Here is a 21,168-nt window from a genome sequence, read left to right on the forward strand (position 1 = left end):
GAGTGACTGCGTCCTTTGCCGGACCGTCCAGACCCTGCTGCCCCGCGCAGTGTTAATCAGGAAAAACCGTTATTTTATGAACAGTAATCCGGCAGCGAAGCGGCTGCGCGGAGAGGGGAGAGTGTATCATGACCATTGATCAGAACCCGGCGCGGCCAGAAGCCGGGCAGGGGGCGGAGGATAATCTGTTGCGTCCGGCCGATGTGGCGGGCGGCGTGACTGAGGCGTTAGGCGTCGAGGCGGATGTGGTTTTCGATGCTGGCGTCTTGCCGGAAGGTGAATTTGACGCCGGTGAAGCCAGCGCGGCCCTTGACCCGGCCAGCATTCCCGAAACGCCGGACGGATACGAGATTGCGGTTGATGAGGTGTTGGGCGCGGTTGATCCAGCGGTAAATGCGCGCTTGCATGAAGCGGGATTTACCGGCGCACAGGCGCAGCTTGTTTATGATCTGGCGGCCGAGGTGATCGGGCCGTTAATTGGCGAGGTTGAGGGCGCAGGCAAACGTGCCACGGATCGGGCGGCACTGGCGGCGGAATTTGGCGGGGCGGAAAACTGGAAACGGTTGGCACCGCGGATTGAGAAATGGGGGCGCGAGAACCTGCCCGAGGCGGCGTTTGAGGTTCTGTGCCAAACGGCAGACGGGGTGCGCAGCATTCATCGGTTGATGAGCGGCCGGGCGGAGCAGGGACTGGCGTCGGGGTCAGGCGCGGACGGGACAGGCGATTTGCGCCAAGATATCCGGGCCAAAATGAATGATCCGCGATACTGGCGCGACCGTGATCCGGGGATTGTCGCCGAGGTGCAGGCAGGTTTTGACCGCCTGCATGGCATTTCCTAGTTCACCTGATAGCGGCCATCGGTTTTGTGGACTTCGGGGGGAATGCGGGTGCGCTCGAACGCGGCATACACGTCATAAAGCCCCGGTGCCGGGACGCTGGCAAAGGCGTCTTCGGTGAGGGTCACGGCATCATCCATGTTCTGGCGTTTTTCAAAGACGTGGACGGGCACCTGTGCCTGCCCGGCGCGAAGGGCCGTATCGATCAGCATATAGACCGGTTCGATATCGCTGTTTTCAAGGGCAATACCGCCCGTGCCCTCGCAATTGCCGCGAAGGGCGGGGCGGGCGGTTTGGGCCTGTTCTGCCATTTCTTCGGGGCTGCCTGATGTGAGCGGGGTCAGGGCGATTTCGAGGTGATGGGGGCTGCTCGGCGAAAGGTCGTCGCGCGTGACATGGTAAACGCCAAGATTGGCGGTGCTGCCGATGGTCTGTGCGGTGCCGTCGGTTTCGCCGTTATTGCCGTCGCTGGCGCGCGTGATGGCATCGGCGTCGCAGAAATTATAGCGGGTAAACAGGCGGTAACGGTTGTTTGCCTTTAACCAGACTTCGACATCGCGATCCGCATAGAAGACGCGTACGAAAACCGGCGCGCCAATCGCAAGATCGGCGTTGGACAGTTCGGCTTCGAGATCGGGCAGAACCCGGTCGCGGATATTTTCCGCGCCAAACCCGGCAAGGGACGAAACCCGGCTGGTGAAGTCGTTGAAATAGCCGGGAACGGGGGTATAGGGCAGCAGGGTATAACCCGCTGCCCCAATCCCGATCAGGGCGATGGTGGCAAACAGTTTTGCGCGCAACGCAAACTCCAGATCATCAATTTTGCAACAGGTCCGGCCAAACCGGACAGATGTTCGATCCCCCGTGGCGATGGGGGTTCGAGCCGAAACACAAGACCACTCAACCATGACCGCAAGATGACCGGTTCGGGGTGCAAATAAGGCGGAATTGCCTGATTTGCTGCCGCTTCGGGATGCTGCATCGCGCGTTGCGGTCTTAAAATTGTTTATGGGCAGAAGGATATAAACCGATGAGTGTCACGATTGATAAAAGCTTTGTGGATCATTTCCAGGCCGATGTGCATCAGGCCTATCAGCGGATGGGATCAAAGCTTCGTAATACGGTGCGGGTCAAAAACAGCGTCAAGGGGGCCAGCACGGTTTTCCAGAAAGTCGGCAAGGGCACGGCCACCACCAAGGCACGCCACGGCAAGGTGCCGGTGATGAATGCCGAACATGAGGCGGTGCGCTGTGACCTTCGCGATTATTATGCCGGTGACTGGGTCGATGCGCTTGATGAGCTCAAGACCAATCACGATGAAAAGATGGTTCTGGCCAATGCCGGGGCCTATGCCCTTGGCCGCAAGACCGATGATCTGATCATCAATGCGCTGGCAAGCGGCGAGGAGCTTATTGATCACAATGATACGGGGCTGACCCTTGGCAAGGTGATGGTGGCGTTTGAGGGCATGGGCAACCGCGATGTGCCCGATGACGGGCAGCGTTATGCGATTGTCGGCTGGAAACAATGGTCGCAGCTTTTGCAGATCAACGAATTTTCCAATGCTGACTATGTCGGCGATGATGATCTTCCGTGGAAGGGCACACAGGCCAAACGGTGGCTTGGCACGCTGTGGATGCCGCATTCGGGGCTTCCGGTGGCGGACGGCATCCGGTCGTGCTTCTGGTATCACAGAACGGCGATTGGCCATGCGATCGGGGCCGATGTGCAGTCCGACATTACCTGGCACGGCGATCATGCGGCGCATTTCGTCAACAATTCCATGAGCCAGGGTGCGGTGCTTGTTGATGATGCCGGGGTGAGCTGCATCCGGGCCAAGGAATAGGCCGCGGCTTCTGAAGATTTTTCATACAGATAACGGAGATCAAAATGGCAGAAGGTTTTAAAGCCAGAAACCTGAGTGTTCTGGCCTATGCCAACGGCTTTACGCTTTGGCATTACATCACCCCGGATTTCGCCGCCGATGTCGATACGGCGGGCTATTTCACCGATGCGCGCGACATGCTGCGGGTTGGTGACATCATCATCGCCAATACCAACCGCGATGCCACCATGTCCGGCGGGCTGTTCGTCGTGGCGAGTTCGGGGGCTTTGGGCGTTGATGTCCGCGATATGACGGCGATTGGCAGTTCGAATACGGACTGATCGTCATAACTGTTCAGACGAAGTCTAATTTCCTCATATTCCAAGATATCCTCCCGAAAGGAAGAAGTATAAATGAGCGAAAATGGTGTAAGCGGATATCGTGTAAGAGTTAATTATGGAGGGACAAGTTACGAATTTCACTGCCCCGAAGATGCCTACATCCTTGATACGGCTGAGGAAGTTGGTTTGATTCTGCCTTATTCATGTCGGGCAGGGGCTTGCAGCACGTGTGCTTGCGGCGTGATATCCGGTTCGATTGATGACAGCGATCAGTCTTATCTTGACGACGAGCAGAGGCAGGCAGGTTTTTTCCTGTCTTGTGTGGCTTATCCCGGCTCTCATGTTGAGATCGTGGCTGGACAGGAAGATGCCGTAAATAACGGGGAAAATCCTCGATTGACAGGTGGCGGAGCCCCAGTCTGGTTAGGCCCTAATCCTTACAGTGCCGATATTGAACTTGATGCCGTTGTTGTTTCCGAAGCCGGGGAAGAGTTTATCAAGGACCTAGAGGGCTATGTCAGCGAACCTTACAAGGTCGATGATGTCGGCAACTGGACTGTTGGTTATGGTCATGAATTGACCCAAGAAGAGTATGACAGCGGTGTTTACTCTTTTGTTTCAAGAGAGTTTGCCGAAACCTTGTTCGCTGACGATATTCTGATCGCTAAAGAGACGGTTGATCGATTCATCGCTAACAACAATCCGAACATATCGCTCTCGCAAAGCCAGTATGATGCTTTGGCAAGCCTGGCTTTTAACTCTGGATATCCGGGGCGTTTTCCGAAGCTGAGTGAGGCTTTCGCTCAAGGAAATCACATTGGCGTCGCAAACGAATTCGGAGATATTACCAATAATGGGGACCAAGGGTTGATTAACCGACGAAATGCTGAGCAGGCCCTTTATCTCTCGGAGGATTATTCAGGGATACCGTAGGCATAAAATATGCATATGTTATCGCTCTGATGATGTCCTGATTTTGGATCATTTTCCTGCTTTGGTGTTTCAAAATCGAGGAGATCATTTGGGCTATTTGGTGTAGATTTTTCTTCTATAAGTTGTATCCTTGCGTGTTGTTATGTTTGCATAAAATGCTGCGAGGCTGTTTACGATGTCTTTCACCAGAGTTTTCCTGATTGTGTCATTTTTCGTCTCTTGCGCAGCTTCCAGTTTGCAGGCGCAAACGGTATGTGACTCAGATATTCTGTCAAAAGTTGAAAGATATCGAGGGCAGATCCTGAACGGAAACTTGCCCGAACTGACAAAAAACATCCGGTTCCCGGTCCCCTTGATTTTTGCAGGGAGCATTCAGGAATGGGATCCGGTACGGCTTGAAAAGTATTCAAGGAGTATTTTTCATGCAGAATTCCTCCAAGAACTTACAAAAGCAGATACTTGTGATCTGGCGCAACAGATGAAGATTGATCCTGATAGTGGTCGTATCCAATCGCTCGTGCTGTTTTATGACGCAGAGGATGCGAAATACGCTCGAAGTGCAATTGGTTCAGTGCGGCAACTGAACCGCTTCATGGGGCTTGCAATAGAACGGATGAAAGCAAGAGACTATGTTGCTCTTTCGGAAATGTTTTCCTATCCGATCCGCGTGTGGGTGCACGAAGTCGAGACAGTTGTCGAAAATAAGAGGGACTTTGCTGCATTCGGGGATGCCATTATTGACGACCAATTTTTAAACATTGTGACCCATGCCTATCAAACCGGAGACTATGGGCAACATCCGCGCGGATTGATGCTCAATAGTCGCGGCGACATTTGGGTGCGTTCTTACAGCGGGATGGCCCTTAAATTTTCCGACTTTACAGGGAAGCCGGTGACGGTTCCCTAAACACCTTCAAACAACAATACTCTTTCGTCCGAACCCGGCAGTTCTTACTGCCGGGTCAGACCGCTGACAAACCCCGTCATATTTTGGCGGGGTTTTTCTTTTAGAGGTGTTTGAAAGCTGGCTTGAGTGTGCCGAGGGGATTATCCCTCAGCGATTGGCCCCTTGGGGCCCAAAGCCAGGGCTATTTTCTTGATGTTTTGGGCGGCGGCGGCCAGCAGACATTGGCATTTGACATTGATCAGTCCCCGGAACCTTGCATATCGATGACCGTGAAGCTGTTTGGCATCTGCAAAAGAGCGTTCGACCGTCTCTTTTCGGCGCTTGTAAACCCGCTTACCCCACTCTGTCAGACGATAGGCGTCAGCCCGGTCTCTGGCGTCTTGCCAGACATGGCGCGTGACAGTTTTTCGGTGGTGGGCATTGGCGGTACAGGAAGCCAGCACAGGACAGGTGCGGCATTTTTCCGGGTCGCTGTGATAATGGCGGTACCATTTCGGTCGGTTGTCGCATAAGACAGAAGCTGACCTTCGGGGCAGCGATAAGCATCACGTTCAGGGTCATAAACGTATTTGCGTTTGGGGATGTAGCCTTCCCGAAGGTTCGGGCGGCGATAGCCCGTCACGCCAAGGATGTCACGATCTTCAAGGCCTTTGGCAATCGCGGCGGTCGCATAGCCCGCATCCAGTCCGACGGCGATAACATCAAGGTCAAAACGCTGCCTTTGTCGGTCAAGACGGTCGAGATAGGGAATGCTGTCATGCAGATTGGCCGGGGTGGCGTAACTGTCGGTAATGATCCCAAGCTTGCCATCGACCGTGCGGTGATCGAGATAGAAAAAGCCCTTGGGCTTGCCGTCGCGTACCATATATCCGCTGTCGGGATCGGTTCGGCTGATCTTGGTTTCTTTCTCAACCGGCTGGCGTTCCTTGGCTTTGAGCGGCTTTTTCGCATGAGCCGCCCGGTCTTCCTCAATCGCCAGATCCAGATCATCCCAATAGGCCGCGCGCGATTTGGCAACCACTTCGCGGTCCCATTTGTTCTTGTTGGCATCGGCCTTCAAATGCGTGCTGTCGGTATAGAGAACCTTACCATCCACCAGCCCGTGCCTGATCGCCTGCTCGACGATCTCGTCAAAAATATCCTGCGCAACACTGGCATCATGATATCGACGCCGCCGGTTCTGCGACAGGGTCGAGGCATCAAAGACCTTGTCGGTCAGCTTGAGTTGCAAAAACCAGCGATAGGCGACATTGACCTCAATCTCGCGCACAAGCTGGCGCTCCGAGCGCACGCCAAACAGATAGCCAATGAACAGCGCCTTAAACATCATCACCGGATCAAGGGCGGGACGGCCATTGTTCGCGCAGTACAAATCGGCCACGCGCGCATGGATAAAACTGAAATCGATCACGGCATCGATCTTACGAAGCAAATGATCGCTGGGGACCAAACTGTCGAGTGTCACCATCTCAAGTTCGGTTTGATGTGGGCTGGGTTTCTTAAGCATTCCCCATTGAATCAAAAATCCCCGCCAATGGCGAGGACTTTGTCAGCAGTCTGGACCCGGCAGTTCTTACTGCCGGGTTTTTTTTATGTCCAAACCAAGGAGAATGTCCATGCAGTGTAATACACCGGTTGCCAGTGAAGTTCTGAACGTTGTTCTGGCGGCCAATATCGCGCCGGATCGGCAGGATGACACCCAGCTTTTGCAGGCGATCAATGCCCTGATTGCCAATGGTGGTTCGGGTGGTAATGGTGGTAATGGCGGTAATGGCGGCGGTTTCGGTGCCGAAATCGGCTCTGTCACCGCCTTTGCCATGCCGACCCCGCCGGAAGGCTGGCTGGTTTGTGACGGTTCGGCGGTTTCGCGGACCGACTATGCCGATCTTTATGCCGCGATTGGGACCGTCTGGGGCGATGGTGACCAGATTGCCACCTTTAACCTGCCGGACCTTCGCGGTGAGTTTGTGCGTGGTTTTGATGCCGGGCGTGGTGTGGATGCGGATCGCGTGTTTGCGTCTGGTCAGCTTGACGAATTCAAAACACATTCTCACGGTATTGAGACTTGGGGCGTTAACACGGCGATTGCTGGGCAGGTACATATGGGGAATGGATCGCCGTTCCAAAATGTGCCCACCAGTGAGACGGGTGGAGATGAAACCCGCCCGCGCAACGTCGCGATGACCTATGCGATCAAGGCGTTTTATTCGGTGGCGGCTTCGGCCTGATATCTGACGGATGAATGATGGGCGGGGTCCGGGGTTCCGGGCCCCGCTTTTACCTGCGGCACGAAGGACTGGATTCCCGCCTGCGCGGGAATGACGGCAGGGAAAAGCTCCTTTCACCGTCACTCCCGCGAAAGCGGGAGTCCATCGTGCCGCATCCTTAAAACCGGCCATGAGCCTGCAGTCCGATGGTTTTACTGCGCCCCTTTTTCCGCCAGATATTTGGTGACCTGAGCGGCGGCGCGGGCGCGTTGTTCGTAGGTGACGGAGGGGGCGGCGACTTCGATCCAGGTTTTGGCTTCGACATGATCGCGCGCGGCGGCGATGGACAGATAATACCAGGCAAGTTCGAGGTCTTCGGTGGTGTATTCGCCGTAATAATGCATCCGGCCCATGGCGGCAAAACCGTTGGTATCGTCAAGTTCGACGGCCTTCTGATACCAGACAATTGCGCCTGCCGGGTCTTCGGGGCCGCCGATGCCGTATTCGAGGAAATGGCCGTAATAGTAAGGGGCATCGGGATCGCCGTTTTCAGCGGCAAGCTTCATCCACTTCCGGGCCAGCACCGGATCGGGTTCGATGCCCTCGGCACCGGACTGGTAGATGGCGGAAAGGTTGTATTGGGCGTAGGCGTCGCCGTCGGCGGCGGCCTTTTCATACCATTCGCGTGCGCGGGGAAGGCTGACATCGACCCCGATGCCGTGCAGATAGCAATCGGCCAGATTGACCATGGCAGACACATCGCCCAGATCGGCGGCGCGCCGATAGTGATAGGCGGCTTCGGTGGCGTCGGGTGCGACGCCTGACCCGTTGAGATACATGACACCGATCAGGTTGATCGCCCCGGCATGGTTATGATCCGCCGCCTTGCGGGCCAGTTCCATCGCGCGGGGGAAATCCTGCGGCATGCCATCGCCATAATAGGCGGCCAGCGCATCGGCAAAGAGCGGTTCGGTATCGGTTGCCGGGGCGGTCGCCGTCGGTTCGGGGGCGGGTTTGGGTACCGGTTCGGGTGCGGGAGCTGGTTCGATCTCGACGAGCCGGAAGGATGTAAAGCGTTCGGTTATCGTGCCGTTGGCATCCATGGTCCGGTTGGTGAAGGGGCAGGGTTCGGATTCCGGGTAGGTCGTAATCGCGTCGCCGTCGGCCAGAACCGCGATGGCCGGGGCGTAACCCTGTTTGGCGGCGCAATTGTACCAGCCTTCGGCTTCTTCGAAGGCGTCAAAGAAGAGGAATTGTCCTTCGAGATATTCGGCCAGAGCGAACTGTGCGGCGGGATCGCCATTCATGGCGCGGGCGCGCAGGGCGTCTTCATCGCCATCGTAGCTGTTTGCGGTGTCGGAAATGTCTGGTGCGTTTTGCTTCTGGTCGGCGGTGTAACCGGCCCCGGTGTAATAGCATTCGCCGGTTTCGCTGATGTCGAAATTGGCGTTGATGTTTTGCAGTTGATCAATGGCGGGCTGGTCACCCTGCAGGGCTGCGCATTCAAGCAGGCGGGTGATGGTGAAATGTTCATCATCGTCAATGTCGCCGTCCTCGGCATAGTCGTAGGACAGCAAGATCGCCAGCAGGCGCTGGGCCTCGGCATTGCCTGCGTAGGACTTGCGCCAGTATTCCCGGATCAGGGGATCGTCATCGGTGTTCTGGGCGATTTCGATGACCAAGGTCGGCACTTTAGCGATGGTTCTCGCAGATGCCGTGGCCATTGCACCGAGGCTTCCGATCAGGACAAGCGACGTGAAGAACAGTGACCGCGACATTGATGCTCCATTCCTGCGGATTATTCGGGAAGCTATTGATTTATACTAGGAGTAAAAATATTTGACGTTTCGTTTAAACGTTAAGGTTGTACACGAGGCTCGTTTACGGCTAAATAACTTTGACGGGGGGATGAAATATATGAAATCTATTATTTTCAAGGCCTTAGTTTGCGCCAACGTAGTTCAGCTTTTGGCGCTTTCCTATTTCATATACATTTTTTCTGATCCTCTTCTGAATGGTGCGTTTATTGTTATCGATAATGAATTTGTTAATGGCAAGGACTCTGTGGCATATGCGGCTGAGATAGGTCGCTTGGATACAATATCGCTTTTAGTGGCGTACTTGGGACTGTTTTTGATTGTCTTTACGATTGGCAGTATATGGTATTCTCACCATGATGCTCGTAGTGCGGCACAGTCTACAGCTTCTGAGCAGGCTGCCGTTGTTGCGACAAGGCAGGTGCAAGACTATATAGACAACAGCTTAAGTGATGAATTGTCAGAGTTGTTGCTCGAAGACCCTCAGATATTAGAAAGTGCTGTCCGGAGTGGTCTCAGGAACGAGAGTGTTTTTTTAGAACAAATAGTGAAAGACATTCTTGAAGAAAGCGGGCATATTCCCGCAGCGCAGTCTGATGACAGTATTATGAAAGCTTTTACTAATATAGATGCCGACGAGATGGAGGAAGGAGGAGATGATGACGACCGTTAAATCAGTGATTGAACAGCATGGCTCATCTGCTCCGGTCAATATTGAGCAGATGATACGTGATCTGGGCATTGAGCTTGATAAAGAGGCCAAGCTTTCGCCAGAAATTTCTGGACAGATTGAAATGCTTGAGAACGATACGTACAAGATTTCTGCCAATGGTGATCATCACTATTATCGTCGCAGATTTACTATGGCGCATGAACTGGCTCACTATATTCTGCATCGCGACCTAATCGGACGTGGTTTGGATGACAACCAGATGTATCGTAGTACCGTTGCTGGTAATTTCTATAACCCCCGTGTTCAGCCATCGCACGAGATTGAAGCAAATCAGTTGGCTGCGGATTTGTTGGTGCCGGGTAAGGTGCTTCGCAAGCTTTGGGAGAGCGGCGAGAGAAATCTAGAGAAACTCGCCAAACAGTTTCAGGTGTCTAAGAGTGCGATGGAAATTCGACTGAAGACTCTGAATCTTAAATAAAACCGTATACAGAATTCTTGATTGAAAGCCCGGCTTCATAGAGCCGGGCTTTTTGCATTTAAGGGTGAGGTTTCATGGCGTTAAGCGACATCGCACTTTGTGCGCGCGCATTGGTGATGATCGGGGCGGCACCGATTGTTTCGTTCGAGGATGACACGGCCGAGGCGGAGGTGGCGGGAATGCTGTATCCGGCCATTCGGGACGGGATGCTGGCGGCTTATCCGTGGCGGTTTGCCGCGCGTGGGGCGTGGCTGGCGCGGAGGGATAGTGAGGACGTTTTGGGCGCTGGCGAGGGCATGTTTGTCCTGCCCGGTGATTTTATCCGGTTGCTGTCGCTTGAGACGGATGGCGGGGCGGTGCCGGAGTTTGAGCTGGTGCAGGGGGCGGTGAGGTGCGCGGCGGATCGGGCGTATCTGCGCTATGTCGGGCGGATGGCGGAGGGGGCGTTTCCGGCGTTTTTTGATCTGGCGCTGATCACACGCCTTGCGGCGGAATTTTGTGTGCCGCTGACCGAAAGTACGTCGCGGGCGGAGTATCTGTTTAAACGTGCCGAGGAACAGTTTCGGAGTGCCCGACTGGCCGATGCGCAGCAATCAACCCCGCGGGCGATTGGGGATTTTACCCTGATCGGGGCGCGGGGGTAAGGGGTTTGACCAACGGGGAGGGGACGGGATATGGCGCGCAGGGTTTTGGAAAAGACGACATTTTCGACCGGTGAACTGGCCCCGGAATTGTGGGGGCGCTCAGACCTTAATGCCTATGGCAATGGGGCGGCGCGGTTGCGCAATGTGTTTATTGAACCGAGCGGCGGGGTGCGCAGGCGGCCCGGTATTGCGTTGATTGATGCGTTATCCGGCCCGGTGCGGTTGATCGCGTTCGAGTTCAATACCGAGCAGACCTATCTGCTGGTGTTTGGGGATTATCAGGGCACGGTTTATCGCGATGGGGTGGCGATTGTCGGGTTTGAAACGCCGTTTGGGGTGGCGCACCATGCGCTTCTGAACTGGACGCAAAGTGCCGATACGCTGCTTGTCACCCACCCGGAGGTCGAACCGATGCGCCTGACGCGAAAGGCATCGGTTGATGGAGTTGGTGTTTGGGAAATGACCAACTGGGCGTGGCGGGAAACGGCGGTGAAGCGGTTTCAGCCATACTATAAATTCGGTGATCCTGCGGTCAGCATCACACCATCGGGCACAGGTGGCGCTGGCGGCACGATCAGCATCACGGCCAGTTCGGCCCTTTTTGAGGCCGGGCATGTCGGGACGCGCTGGCGCATTCAGGGGATCGAGGGGGAGATTGCCGGGGTTTCGAGTGCGACACTGGCAACGATTGCGTTGCAAGAGGCCCTGCCCGATGCCAGCACGACACAGGATTTTGAGGAACAGGTGTTTTCGCCGGTTCGTGGTTGGCCACGCAGCGTGACGTTTCATCAGGATCGGATGGTGATTGGTGGATCGCGCGATTTGCCCAACCGGTTGTGGATGTCGAAATCGGGGGATCTGTTCAATTTCGATCTGGGCGAGGGGCTGGATGACGAGGCGATTGAATTTGCCCTGCTGGCCGATCAGGTCAATGCGATTACCGGCATTTTCGCCGGACGCCATTTGCAGGTTTTCACCAGCGGATCGGAATGGATGGTGACGGGCGACCCGTTAACACCGGCCAATATCCAGGTCACGCGACAGACGCGGATTGGCAGCCGGGCGGATCGGACGGTGCCGCTGGTCAATGTCGATGGCGCGACGATCTTTGCCGCGCGAAGCGGCCGGGAATTGCGTGAATTCCTGTTCACCGATGTCGAGCAGGCTTATGGGGCGGCGGATTTGGCATTGTTGTCGCGCCATCTGGTGCAAAGCCCGGTTGATCAGGCGTTTGATGCCGATCATCGGCTTTTGCATGTGGTGATGGGCGATGGCAGCCTTGGCACATTGACACTTTATCGCAGCGAGGCGATCACCGCCTGGTCGGCGCAAAGTGTTGAGGGTGCGGCATTTCGCGCTGTCGCGGTGGCGGGCGGGCAGGTTTACCTTTGCCTTGAGAGGGCTGGGCAATTTTACCTTGGCCGGTTTGATGACGCCTGCGGGCTTGATCTTTCGATCACCGCAGAATTGGCCGAGGGCGAAAAACCGCGCCGTCATTGGGGCGCGCTGGATGATCTGGAGGGGGGGACCTTGGCCGTATGGGCCGATGGTGTGCTTTACCGCGATATCATGGTTTCGGGGGGGACGATCAGCCTGCCCGACGCGGTGTCAAAGGTCGTGGCCGGATTGCCCTTTACCCATGAAATTGCCGCTTTGCCACCGGCCGGATCGGATGGCACGCGGGCGCATGAGGGCAATGCGTTGCGGCTTGTGTCGGTGACATTCCGGGTGCAGCAGACCGCGCAGTTGCGTGTTGATACCGGGCGGGGATTTCGCGATGTGGCGCTTGGTAGAGGACGGAGCGAAGACGCGGCTTATAGCGGTGATGTGAGCTTGCGTGCCCTTGGCTGGCGGCGCGGCAGTGCCGGGCGGGACAATGATGGATTATGGCGGATCGCCGGGGATTTTCCCCGGCCTTTTTTATTGCTGGGGGTCGCCAGCGAATTGGGGGTGAATGACTGATGGGCGCGTTTGCATCCTATGCACCAATGGCACTTTCTGCCCTGCAAACCGGGCAGCAGATTTCATCAAACCGGGCGGATCAGAAAAGCCGCGCGGCAGAGACCGAGGCCAACCGGCAGGTCGATATTGCGCAAATCAATGCCAGCGAGGCCGAACGCGCACGCGAACGGGCCGAGGAATTGCGCATCCGACAGGCACGGTTACGCGCACGCCAAGGGGCGGCGGGCCTGCAAAGCGGGGGCACCGGATCGGCCAGTGCGGTTCTGGCCGGGCTTGAAAAACAGGCATTGTCAGAAACGCATGCCGATGCGGATGCGGCGGCACGCAAGCGGGCAGAGGTTAACCGGCAGGCAAGTTGGCGTGAAACATCGCTTTTGCGATCCTCGCAGGATGACACGGTGGCACGGTTGAATGCGTGGTTTGCCCGGCGGGATGGGTGGTGAGGGTTTAAGGGTTGGTGGTGAATATTGAGTGTGCGGCACTGTTTACTGGATTCCCGCGTGCGCGGGAATGACGGGGGTGGGGTAGGGCCTTTCCGCCCGTTCGTCACTCCCGCATAGGCGGGAGTCCACCGGGCTTGCGGGTTCGGTGGCTGGTTTTGAGGATGCGGCGCGGCTGACTGGATTCCCGCGTGCGCGGGAATGACGGGGTTTGAGGTAGGGCCTTTCCGCCCGTTCGTCACTCCCGCGAAAGCGGGAGTCCATGGTGCTGCGAGCTCGGTGGTTGGGTTTGAGGCTGTGGCACCGCTGACTGGATTCCCGCGTGCGCGGGAATGACGAGGTTTTGGGGTAGGGCCTTGCCACCTGTTCGTCACTCCCGCATAGGCGGGAGTCCAGGGCGGCGGGTTCGGGTTAGTTTTTGGGGGGATGAGATGGGCGTGGTATTTAAGGTTGATGGCGCGACGGGTGTCGGGTTTACCGGCGACGGCAAACGTACGGTTTTTCCGTTTCAGTTCGCGGTTTTTGGCAGTGATGATGTGGCGGTGCGCGTTGATGGAAAGCCGGTCACGACCGGGTTTCATGTGGCGTTAAATGACGCCGAAGAAGCGCCCGGTGGCGCGGTGATTTTTGAGGTCGCGCCATGGGTGGGGGCGGCGATTTCGATCCGGCGGTATTTGCGGTTACGGCGGCTCAGTGCCTATGGCAGTTCGGCGTCGCCACGCGGGGATGCGGTGGATCGGGATCTGGATTATCTGACCGCGGCCCTTGGCGATGTGGATCAGGCGATGCGGGGCAGTTTGCGGCTTGATCCCGCCGATCAGGGCAAGGGTGATCTGGCGTTACCGCGGATGGTGCCCGGTCGCGCCTTGGTTTGGAATGCGCAAGGTGACGGGCTGGCGAACGGGCCGGATGCGGGCGAGATTGCATTGGCCGGGCAGCATGGCGCGATGGCGCGGGATGCGGCCAGCCGGGCCGAGGCCGCCGGAACGCGGGCCGAAACCGCGCTTGCAGGGTTTCAGAAGCAATTGGCGGGGGCAGCGTTTGACCTTGATCTGCGTGCGCAAAACGTCACGCTTTGGCAGGATGAACGGCGCATGCCGGTGATGGATGCGCCGGGCGACCGGATCATGGATATCCGCGAGACCGGGGCGCTGGTGCGGTTATCGAATGGCGGGCGGTTGAGCCTTCCGGGGGTGAGCACCGCGCGCAACGGGGTGCGATACCGGGTGGTCAATGGCGATGGCACGATGGTCGATGTCCGTGCGGCCAGCGGGGACCAGATCGTGCCGTTGGATGGGGCGGCGGTGCGCAGTGTTTATGCCCTGCCGTTGCGGGGGGATTGTGTTGATCTGATCTGTGATGGTGGGCGGTGGTTTGCGGCACCGATCCGGCAAACCGGGCCGGTGGTGAAGCTTTTGCGCACCAGTTCGCAGGATATTCCGGCGGGTGGTTATTTCATTGTTGAATGGGATCAGGTGGCGGAGGACAGCCACGGGCTTTATGACGCCGCCGTGCATGGGATCGGGAACCTTCCGCCCGGTTTTTACCATGTCGATGCCGGGGTGAATTTTGCCATCAGCGATACGGCGGTGGCGGTCAGTGCCTATGTCGAGCGGCAGGGGGCGGCGGGATGGAGCACGCATTTGCAGGCGTCCGACATTGTCGGGTCGGGCAGCAATGCGACGCAGAGTGTCCGGGTCAGCGGCATCGCCCGGATCGGGATTGGGAGCGATAATGCGCTTCGGCTGCGGGTGCGCCATTCGGACAGTGTGACGCGCCAGATTGCGGCGGGTTCGGTGATGAGCTGGTTTCATCTGCATCGGATTGGCGGGTAGGTTTTGAGGCTTTGGCACGGCTGACTGGATTCCCGCGTGCGCGGGAATGACGGCTTAAGGGGGTCAGGCTTTTCCGCCTGTTCGTCACTCCCGCGCAGGCGGGAGTCCATCGGGCGGCGGGTGCCGTGGCCGGTTTTGAGTATGCGGCACGGCTGACTGGATTCCCCCGTGTGCGGGAATGACGAAAGGAAGTTAAGGCACCTCTACATCGTCACTCCGGCGAAAGCGGGAGTCCATGGGGCTGCGGGCTCGGTCGTCGGCTTTGAGGATACGGCACTGTTAACTGGATTCCCGCGTTCGCGGGAATGACGGGTGGGGCTGGGCCTTTCCATCTGGCGACAGGCTCGTTGATCCTGACGACATTTCATCATTTGAAGACGGAGAATGCAAAATGGGCATGCGATATGCGCCATTGGAAAGCTGTCTGCGCGTGGGGCGCGCCAGCCCCAAGATTGTACGCGGATCAGACGGGATTTTGGCCGAGATTGGCGTGGATATGCCGGGCCATGATCATGATGGGCTGGGCCGGGCGCGGGGGCTTTTGATCGAGGGGGCGGCGAGCAATCTGCTGCGCTATTCCACAACGTTTGCCAATCCGCTTTGGGAGAAGGATGCGGGGGTGAGTGTGGCGACGTCCGGGGTTGCGGCCCCGGATGGGAGTATGAGTGCCACACGCCTTGACCTTCCGGGTGGGGCGGGTGGGCTTTTTCAGAGGGTCGATGACCTGATCGCGGGGGCGATATACAGCTTTGGTATCTGGGCGCGGGCGGTTTCGGGCACGGCGGAGATTACGCTGGGCGGGGTGGATGGGGCGTCAAACCATGCGGTGAGCCTTGATGAAAGCTGGCAACGGGTGGGCTTTGCCGAGGTCGCATCGGGCACCAGCCGATACCCAAAAATCAGCACCGCGATTTCGGGCAATCCGGCATCGATCCTGATCTGGAATGCGCAGCTTGAGGCCGGGCCGGTTTTGACCAGCGATCTGATCAGCAAGGGTATTCCCGCCGCACGCGCGATGGATGATGTGATGCTGGATCCGGGCGACTGGTTCCGGGGCGCAACCGGGCGGGGCACGTTTGTTTTTGATCTGGAATTGCCAGCGGCCTGGGATGGGATTTGGCGGATCGTGCAGATGCATTCGGGGAACCTTAACGATGATCATCTTGATCTGGGCTATGACAGTGCGGCGGATCAGTTGCGGGTTTCATTGCGCAAGGGTGGCGCGCCGATCATCACGCAGTCGCTTTATGGCGGGCTTGTTCCCGGAAGCCGCACGCGGATCGTGCTGGCGTGGGCGGATGATGGGGTGGCGGTGGCGAAGGCGGGCGCGATTTTGAAATCACCCGGCGGCTTTGCCATGCCACGCAGTTTCAACACGATCCGGGTGGGGAGTTATGCCGGGCAAAGCGGGGCGTTGAACGGGCATTTGCGCGGGGTTTCCTACTGGCCGGAACGGTTGGCGGATGATCGCCTGATCGCCCTTTCGGCAAATCCCGAAAATTAACCCCATGGAAGCCCCCAAACGAAACAGAGGAAACGGAGGACAGGATGGAGGAACTTGATACGGTGCGGGCAGAGCTTTTGCAAAGCCTGCCCGGCGATATCAGCCGTGCGCGCAATGCCTATCGCCGGATGGCGCAGGCCGCAGCCCTTAAAATGGACGCCAAAAGTTTTGCCGCCCATCAAACGGCGTGCAAGGCGGGGCTTTCGCATCTGGAAGGATTGATCAAGCTGCTGCGCTGGGCGTCCGGCCCCGATGCGGCGGAGAATGACAAGGCAAAGTCGCCCGCGATGGAGGAGGCGGAGATCAGGAAGCTGATTGCGGAGGCAAGGGGGGCGTTGGCGGGGTAAAAAGATTGATATTCAAGTAAATCAGAATTCCCTACTTTTAGAGGGCGAATTGTAGCGGGAGATTGGTTTTGAAGCCGAATATCGAAATACCGGACCGCCTTTACAAATACCGAGCATTCAGTGATTTGACAGTTCAGGCGCTTGTGTCGGATGAGTTGTTTTTTGCTGACCCGTCAACGTTTAACGACCCTTTGGATGCCAAGCCTTGCTTGACAGCAGATTTGCCTGCTTCTCATCTTAAAGATTTGTTGGGGCAACTTGTAAATCAGCGTCGAGAAGGTGAAATGGCGGCGGCGGCAAAAGCCTTGAAATATAAAGGGCCAAAAACCATTAGCCATATATTCAAGCAAAGTACTAGTGCTGCAAATCGCGCAATCTCAGACGTTTTATATCATGCGAGCAATCCGGATTTTGACGACCCAAATGCCCTTAGTACTCTGCTAGCCACAGAAATCGAGAGTGAACTACTGAAAAGATATGAAGCGGGAATCTTTTGTTTAGCTGAGCGTTCAGACTGTCCATTAATGTGGAGCCATTACGGGGGCCAACACACTGGAATTTGCCTTGGTTATTCAGTTCCTGTGGATGTCTCCGGGGGTATTCGAAAAGTTGAATACGATAAGAATCGATTAGTTAAAGCGAGCGACGTTGCTGCAATGCTGGCAGGAGACAACGCTGCAAAACAGCGGGTCGATGGTGCGGTTCTTCTGCGGAAGGCACCTGATTGGAAGTATGAAAATGAATGGCGGTTAATTGGAGAGCGCGGTTTGGCCCGAAATCCACTTGAGCTGGAAGAAGTAATTTTTGGATTGCGGTGCAGCGCTGAAGTTAAGTTTTCACTCGCAACGGCTATGGCAAAGCGTTCCCGGAAGGTCATGTTCTATGAAATGAGGGAAAGCCGCCCGTCATTTGAGCTTAAGAAACGTGAACTAGATTTTGATGAAATGAACGTATATTTCCCGAGACGTTCTCGCGATGTTGAAGATGCGTTTGGTCCAGCTTCTGATCACGAGGCGCTTGATAACTTCGAATGAGTTGATTGCATCGACACATCCAAAGAACGTGTCGAAATTTTCCGGTTTTATCGACATGACATGACGTGCGGCGTGTAGCGGCACGGCTGACTGGATTCCCGCGTTCGCGGGAATGACGGTTTTTTTTGGGGTAGGTAAGGTCTTTCCATCCGTTCGTCACTCCCGCGCAGGCGGGAGTCCATGGGGCTGCGGGTGCGGTGCTTGGTTTTGTTATCCGGTTGTTTGCCATTTGGCATAAAAATGCTATATTGATGCCAAATGGAGGTGTGCGATGGAATTCGCGATTGTGGAGCCGACCGGGGCGCGGCCGGATCGGGCGGCGATTACCGAGGATGAGGCGGCGGCGCTGGCGCGCGCCACGGTTAATCTGTTTGGTGTCTGGGATCTGAGCGATCAGGAAGCGCGCGTTTTGCTGGGCGATATGCCCGCGCGCACATGGGCGCGGTGGAAGAAGAAGGATATCGGGCGGATTGATCGTGATTTGCGTACGCGCATGGCGATGCTGATCGGGATTCACAAAGGATTGCGGTACCTGTTTCGTGAACCGGCGCGCGGTTATGCCTGGATCCGCAAGCCCAATGCGGCGTTTGGCGGGCAATCTGCGCTTGAGATCATGTTGCGCGGCGAGATCATGGATATTGCCGATATTCGAAGTTACCTTGATGCGGAGCGCGGCGGCTGGTGAGCAGGAGCAGGCATGTTGCGTGGCCGCAATGCGTGCGGATCATCCGGTCGATCTATCCGCCGATTGACCTGTTTGAAGACATCGCCGATCCCGCCGATTGGGAGGCCCTGGCATCGGCGGAGGCCAAGATGAACCCGCGCATTCGTGACAGTATCGGCAATCTGGCCAAGGTGCCGGTCGAACGCCGGGTATCGGGGCCGGGAGCGAGTTATGTGATGGCACCGTTTGTTCATTGTTCGCCCTATCGCCCCGGCCGGTTTTCCGATGGCACATACGGGCTTTATTACGCGGGGGATCGCCGGTCTGTGGCGATTGCCGAAACCGTGCATCACCATGCACGGATGATGCGGGCGACCGATGAGGAACCCGGCTGGACATCGCAGTTTCGCGAGCTGGTCGGGCGGATCGATCATGTGTTTGATGATGTCAGCGATCGGGCGGATTTGCTGGACCCCGATGATTATAGCGCATCGCAGAAATTTGGCGCGGAACGGCGGGCGGCGGGATCGGACGGGATTTACTGGCCGAGTGTGCGGTTTGACGGCGGGCATTGCATTGCGGCGTTCTGGCCCGATGTGGTGCCGATCCCCGTGCAGGGCGATCATTTTTCCTATCACTGGAACGGGGAGGCGGTCGATTATGTTCGCAACCTTGCCAGTGGGGAGACTTGGCGGGTGATTTAGGGCGGGTTTTGTAAAGCCGGGTGGTTGTGAGGTTGCTGCGCGGAGGACTGGATTCCCGCGTGCGCGGGAATGACGGAGGAGGCAGAGTGCTACAACATCGTCACTCCCGCGCAGGCGGGAGTCCATGGGGCGGTTGGCGCGGTGGCTGCACCGTTTCGTGGTGCAGCCAGCCGGTTTCAGGCGTTATTTGAGCGTGACATGGGCATGTGACGGGGCGTGATCGGCAAGGGCTTTGGCGGCGTCCGCCCATGACGTATCAGCCGGATCAAGGGCTGATTTGAGGTAGGCCAGCGTCATGCGTTGGGTGATGGCAAGGCGGTCGGGGTCTTCGTCGTCGGTTTCCTTTGCATCATATCCGGCAATGCCGCCAAGGCCATGTTTGCCGCCAATCAGGGTCAGCAGGGCATCGGCACCGGGGCTGTAGTGGAACGGGTCGGTGTGCCAGGCGGGGCCACGCGTCGTCAGGTGCGGGTTGTCATCGGCATCGCCGGCAACGACGAGGGTTTTTGTCGTCAGGTGGCTGAAATCGGGGTTGAGCGATGTGTAGTTTGCACGTGCAAAGTCGCTGAGGCTATCCCCGCCCTTGCCGGGGGCGGCCAGCAGAACACCGGCCCTGATGCGCGGTTCGATCAGATCGACATTCTGTGCGGCCGGGTCGTTGATATCGGTCAGACGGGCACCAAGCAGCATACCGACGGTCTGCCCGCCCAGCGAATGGCCGATGGCAGCGATTTTGTTGCGATCCAGCCGTCCGGAGATGGCGGGGAACTGGTCCTCTATTGCGTCAAGCTGATCCAGAATGAGTTTCATATCAAGCACGCGCGAGCGCCAGAAAAACGGCGCGCCCGGTGCATCGGCCGGAAGGCCGGCGACCTTGGAATTGCCATGGGTCGGCTGGATCACGACAAAGCCGTGTGCGGCATAGAAATTCGCAAGCGGCGCGTAACCATCCTTCGACGGGATATAAAGCGACGGCCCATGCCCGTGCGACAGCAGAAGGATCGGAAGGTCCCGATCATTCGAGGGCGGGGTGAGCGGCGCGGTGATGCGCAGGTCAAGCGGCAACCCGCGATCCGGGGCCGGAAGGGTGACGGGATTGAGGCACAGGGTCGAAAAGGACGGGCCGGTCGGGATATGGCGGGTATCGGTAAGCAGATTGTTCATGACTTGGTGCCTTGTTTTGCTTGGCGAAGGTCGGGGGCTTCGCCTATATAGAAAAACGGAACGTTGATCCGATGATAAACGGAACTTTGTTCCACTTGATGAACTGTATATACGGAACGTTGTTCCGCGTATCAAGGGTAATTGCGTGCGGGGTCTTTGGGCCTGCTACAACAGGGAAGATTTGAGTGACAGACGACCCGACAAAACATGACCTTGAAGGCAAGGCAACGAAACGGCGGGTGCGGGCCGATGCCCAGCGTAACGAGGACGCGGTGCTGGAGGCGGCCAAGGCGGTTTTTGCGACCGCGGGCGTGGATGCGCCGGTGCGCGAAATTGCCACGAAGGCCGGGGTTGGGGTGGGGACGTTGTATCGCCGTTTTCCAACCCGGTCGGACCTTGTGGCGGCGGTTTTCAGGCGGGAGGTGGATGCCTGTGCGGCAACCGCAGAAACGCTTGCGGCGGACTATCCGCCCGGCGAGGCGCTGGTGCGCTGGCTTAACCGCTATACCGATTTTATCGCGACCAAAAAGGGGCTGGCGGCGGCATTGCATTCCGGCGATCCGGCGTTTGATGCGCTGCCCGATTATTTTCGCGCGAAGTTCGAGCCGGTTCTGACATCGCTTCTGGAAGCTGCTGCGGCAGCGGGCGAGGTACGGCGCGATATTGCCGCCTATGACCTTTTGCGCGCGATCGGCAACCTTTCGGTCGCCGGGGTTGGCGACGAAGCGGGGGCGGCGCATACGCGCAGCATGGTGGAGCTTCTGGTGGATGGCTTGCGGTTTGGGGCGGTGAAGGCGGGGCAGTAGGGCGGAGGCCTTCGGTTTTGCGCGAAGGTTTTTTCCACTCTGTCGTC

General features: G+C 57.3%; 22 protein-coding genes. 18 read left to right on the forward strand and 4 right to left on the reverse strand.

Annotation, left to right across the window (positions count from 1 at the left end; translation table 11 throughout):
• Nucleotides 1-128 precede the first annotated feature (128 nt).
• The gene (locus TH3_RS04770; RefSeq protein ID WP_007092515.1) at nt 129-839 is read left to right on the forward strand and encodes a capsid assembly protein; all 711 of its coding nucleotides are present in this window, start codon (nt 129-131) and stop codon (nt 837-839) included.
• Here the strand turns inward: TH3_RS04770 and TH3_RS04775 are convergent.
• The gene (locus TH3_RS04775) at nt 836-1,636 is read right to left on the reverse strand and encodes a hypothetical protein (protein ID WP_007092516.1); all 801 of its coding nucleotides are present in this window, start codon (nt 1,634-1,636) and stop codon (nt 836-838) included. The genes TH3_RS04770 and TH3_RS04775 overlap by 4 nt on opposite strands.
• A gap of 230 nt (nt 1,637-1,866) precedes the next feature.
• Between TH3_RS04775 and TH3_RS04780 the strand changes: the two genes are divergently transcribed.
• The 4 genes from TH3_RS04780 (at nt 1,867) to TH3_RS04795 (ending at nt 4,842) form a co-directional block, all read left to right on the forward strand.
• Complete coding sequence (locus TH3_RS04780; RefSeq protein ID WP_007092517.1) at nt 1,867-2,682, forward strand: phage capsid protein; 816 nt, start codon at nt 1,867-1,869, stop codon at nt 2,680-2,682.
• A 44-nt stretch (nt 2,683-2,726) separates the two neighbouring features.
• The gene (locus TH3_RS04785; RefSeq protein ID WP_007092518.1) at nt 2,727-3,002 is read left to right on the forward strand and encodes a hypothetical protein; all 276 of its coding nucleotides are present in this window, start codon (nt 2,727-2,729) and stop codon (nt 3,000-3,002) included.
• A gap of 72 nt (nt 3,003-3,074) precedes the next feature.
• A complete protein-coding gene (locus TH3_RS23025) occupies nt 3,075-3,935 on the forward strand; it encodes a 2Fe-2S iron-sulfur cluster-binding protein (protein WP_007092519.1) in 861 nt (286 codons plus the stop codon).
• Nucleotides 3,936-4,110: 175 nt separating this feature from the next.
• Nucleotides 4,111-4,842 (forward strand): hypothetical protein, encoded by a 732-nt coding sequence (locus TH3_RS04795; protein ID WP_007092520.1) that lies wholly within the window; start codon nt 4,111-4,113, stop codon nt 4,840-4,842.
• Between the two features lie 140 nt (nt 4,843-4,982).
• On the opposite strand, the gene TH3_RS04800 is transcribed toward TH3_RS04795, so the two are convergent.
• Nucleotides 4,983-6,349, reverse strand: a protein-coding gene (locus TH3_RS04800; RefSeq protein ID WP_040059618.1) for an IS1182 family transposase whose coding sequence is annotated in 2 segments (ribosomal slippage) — nt 4,983-5,332 and nt 5,332-6,349 — 1,368 coding nt in all. Because the reading frame shifts where the segments join, the coding sequence is not laid out codon by codon here.
• A 109-nt stretch (nt 6,350-6,458) separates the two neighbouring features.
• Between TH3_RS04800 and TH3_RS04805 the strand changes: the two genes are divergently transcribed.
• Complete coding sequence (locus TH3_RS04805) at nt 6,459-7,070, forward strand: phage tail protein (RefSeq protein ID WP_007092288.1); 612 nt, start codon at nt 6,459-6,461, stop codon at nt 7,068-7,070.
• A gap of 191 nt (nt 7,071-7,261) precedes the next feature.
• Here TH3_RS04805 and TH3_RS22275 read toward each other — a convergent pair whose 3' ends face one another.
• On the reverse strand, nt 7,262-8,827 hold the full coding sequence (locus TH3_RS22275; RefSeq protein ID WP_007092289.1) for a tetratricopeptide repeat protein: 1,566 nt from the start codon (nt 8,825-8,827) through the stop codon (nt 7,262-7,264).
• 139 nt (nt 8,828-8,966) lie between these two features.
• Here TH3_RS22275 and TH3_RS04815 point away from each other — a divergent pair, with 139 nt between their 5' ends.
• From TH3_RS04815 to TH3_RS04865, 11 genes are all read left to right on the forward strand, one after another.
• Entirely contained in the window at nt 8,967-9,539 is a 573-nt protein-coding gene (locus TH3_RS04815) for a hypothetical protein (protein ID WP_139328320.1), read from the forward strand.
• Complete coding sequence (locus tag TH3_RS04820) at nt 9,523-10,017, forward strand: ImmA/IrrE family metallo-endopeptidase (protein WP_040059598.1); 495 nt, start codon at nt 9,523-9,525, stop codon at nt 10,015-10,017. The genes TH3_RS04815 and TH3_RS04820 overlap by 17 nt, the downstream gene beginning before the upstream one ends.
• 74 nt (nt 10,018-10,091) lie before the next feature.
• Nucleotides 10,092-10,661, forward strand: a complete 570-nt coding sequence (locus tag TH3_RS04825; RefSeq protein ID WP_007092292.1) for a phage connector family protein — start codon at nt 10,092-10,094, stop codon at nt 10,659-10,661.
• A 30-nt stretch (nt 10,662-10,691) separates the two neighbouring features.
• Complete coding sequence (locus TH3_RS04830) at nt 10,692-12,623, forward strand: phage tail protein (protein WP_007092293.1); 1,932 nt, start codon at nt 10,692-10,694, stop codon at nt 12,621-12,623.
• Nucleotides 12,623-13,066 (forward strand): hypothetical protein, encoded by a 444-nt coding sequence (locus tag TH3_RS04835; RefSeq protein WP_007092294.1) that lies wholly within the window; start codon nt 12,623-12,625, stop codon nt 13,064-13,066. The genes TH3_RS04830 and TH3_RS04835 overlap by 1 nt, the downstream gene beginning before the upstream one ends.
• 428 nt (nt 13,067-13,494) lie before the next feature.
• Entirely contained in the window at nt 13,495-14,898 is a 1,404-nt protein-coding gene (locus TH3_RS04840) for a hypothetical protein (protein WP_007092295.1), read from the forward strand.
• A 391-nt stretch (nt 14,899-15,289) separates the two neighbouring features.
• On the forward strand, nt 15,290-16,402 hold the full coding sequence (locus TH3_RS04845) for a phage head spike fiber domain-containing protein (RefSeq protein ID WP_007092296.1): 1,113 nt from the start codon (nt 15,290-15,292) through the stop codon (nt 16,400-16,402).
• Between the two features lie 44 nt (nt 16,403-16,446).
• Nucleotides 16,447-16,749 (forward strand): hypothetical protein, encoded by a 303-nt coding sequence (locus tag TH3_RS04850; RefSeq protein WP_007092297.1) that lies wholly within the window; start codon nt 16,447-16,449, stop codon nt 16,747-16,749.
• A 68-nt stretch (nt 16,750-16,817) separates the two neighbouring features.
• Nucleotides 16,818-17,783 (forward strand): DUF2971 domain-containing protein, encoded by a 966-nt coding sequence (locus tag TH3_RS04855; protein ID WP_007092298.1) that lies wholly within the window; start codon nt 16,818-16,820, stop codon nt 17,781-17,783.
• A 271-nt stretch (nt 17,784-18,054) separates the two neighbouring features.
• Nucleotides 18,055-18,468 (forward strand): MbcA/ParS/Xre antitoxin family protein, encoded by a 414-nt coding sequence (locus TH3_RS04860; protein WP_007092299.1) that lies wholly within the window; start codon nt 18,055-18,057, stop codon nt 18,466-18,468.
• Nucleotides 18,465-19,151: an RES family NAD+ phosphorylase gene (locus tag TH3_RS04865; protein WP_233421843.1), complete on the forward strand. Its 687-nt coding sequence runs from the start codon at nt 18,465-18,467 to the stop codon at nt 19,149-19,151. Before TH3_RS04860 ends, TH3_RS04865 begins: the two co-directional genes overlap by 4 nt.
• 183 nt (nt 19,152-19,334) lie before the next feature.
• Here the strand turns inward: TH3_RS04865 and TH3_RS04870 are convergent, their stop codons facing one another.
• Nucleotides 19,335-20,315: an alpha/beta hydrolase family protein gene (locus TH3_RS04870; protein ID WP_007092301.1), complete on the reverse strand. Its 981-nt coding sequence runs from the start codon at nt 20,313-20,315 to the stop codon at nt 19,335-19,337.
• Nucleotides 20,316-20,500: 185 nt separating this feature from the next.
• Between TH3_RS04870 and TH3_RS04875 the strand changes: the two genes are divergently transcribed.
• A complete protein-coding gene (locus tag TH3_RS04875; RefSeq protein ID WP_007092302.1) occupies nt 20,501-21,121 on the forward strand; it encodes a TetR/AcrR family transcriptional regulator in 621 nt (206 codons plus the stop codon).
• The last annotated feature ends 47 nt before the right edge of the window (nt 21,122-21,168 follow it).

Source organism: Thalassospira xiamenensis M-5 = DSM 17429, assembly GCF_000300235.2.
In the GTDB taxonomy this organism is placed as follows: Bacteria; Pseudomonadota; Alphaproteobacteria; order Rhodospirillales; family Thalassospiraceae; genus Thalassospira; species Thalassospira xiamenensis.

Coding starts and splice junctions, on each gene's coding strand:
- TH3_RS04845 (WP_007092296.1), top strand. CDS start 15,290: ATGGGCATGCGATATGCGCCATTGGAAAGCTGTCTGCGCGTGGGGCGC.
- TH3_RS04850 (WP_007092297.1), top strand. CDS start 16,447: ATGGAGGAACTTGATACGGTGCGGGCAGAGCTTTTGCAAAGCCTGCCC.
- TH3_RS04870 (WP_007092301.1), bottom strand. CDS start 20,315: ATGAACAATCTGCTTACCGATACCCGCCATATCCCGACCGGCCCGTCC.
- TH3_RS04825 (WP_007092292.1), top strand. CDS start 10,092: ATGGCGTTAAGCGACATCGCACTTTGTGCGCGCGCATTGGTGATGATC.
- TH3_RS04780 (WP_007092517.1), top strand. CDS start 1,867: ATGAGTGTCACGATTGATAAAAGCTTTGTGGATCATTTCCAGGCCGAT.
- TH3_RS04835 (WP_007092294.1), top strand. CDS start 12,623: ATGGGCGCGTTTGCATCCTATGCACCAATGGCACTTTCTGCCCTGCAA.
- TH3_RS04860 (WP_007092299.1), top strand. CDS start 18,055: ATGGAATTCGCGATTGTGGAGCCGACCGGGGCGCGGCCGGATCGGGCG.
- TH3_RS04785 (WP_007092518.1), top strand. CDS start 2,727: ATGGCAGAAGGTTTTAAAGCCAGAAACCTGAGTGTTCTGGCCTATGCC.
- TH3_RS04770 (WP_007092515.1), top strand. CDS start 129: ATGACCATTGATCAGAACCCGGCGCGGCCAGAAGCCGGGCAGGGGGCG.
- TH3_RS04830 (WP_007092293.1), top strand. CDS start 10,692: ATGGCGCGCAGGGTTTTGGAAAAGACGACATTTTCGACCGGTGAACTG.
- TH3_RS04795 (WP_007092520.1), top strand. CDS start 4,111: ATGTCTTTCACCAGAGTTTTCCTGATTGTGTCATTTTTCGTCTCTTGC.
- TH3_RS04815 (WP_139328320.1), top strand. CDS start 8,967: ATGAAATCTATTATTTTCAAGGCCTTAGTTTGCGCCAACGTAGTTCAG.
- TH3_RS23025 (WP_007092519.1), top strand. CDS start 3,075: ATGAGCGAAAATGGTGTAAGCGGATATCGTGTAAGAGTTAATTATGGA.
- TH3_RS04840 (WP_007092295.1), top strand. CDS start 13,495: ATGGGCGTGGTATTTAAGGTTGATGGCGCGACGGGTGTCGGGTTTACC.
- TH3_RS04820 (WP_040059598.1), top strand. CDS start 9,523: ATGATGACGACCGTTAAATCAGTGATTGAACAGCATGGCTCATCTGCT.
- TH3_RS22275 (WP_007092289.1), bottom strand. CDS start 8,827: ATGTCGCGGTCACTGTTCTTCACGTCGCTTGTCCTGATCGGAAGCCTC.
- TH3_RS04805 (WP_007092288.1), top strand. CDS start 6,459: ATGCAGTGTAATACACCGGTTGCCAGTGAAGTTCTGAACGTTGTTCTG.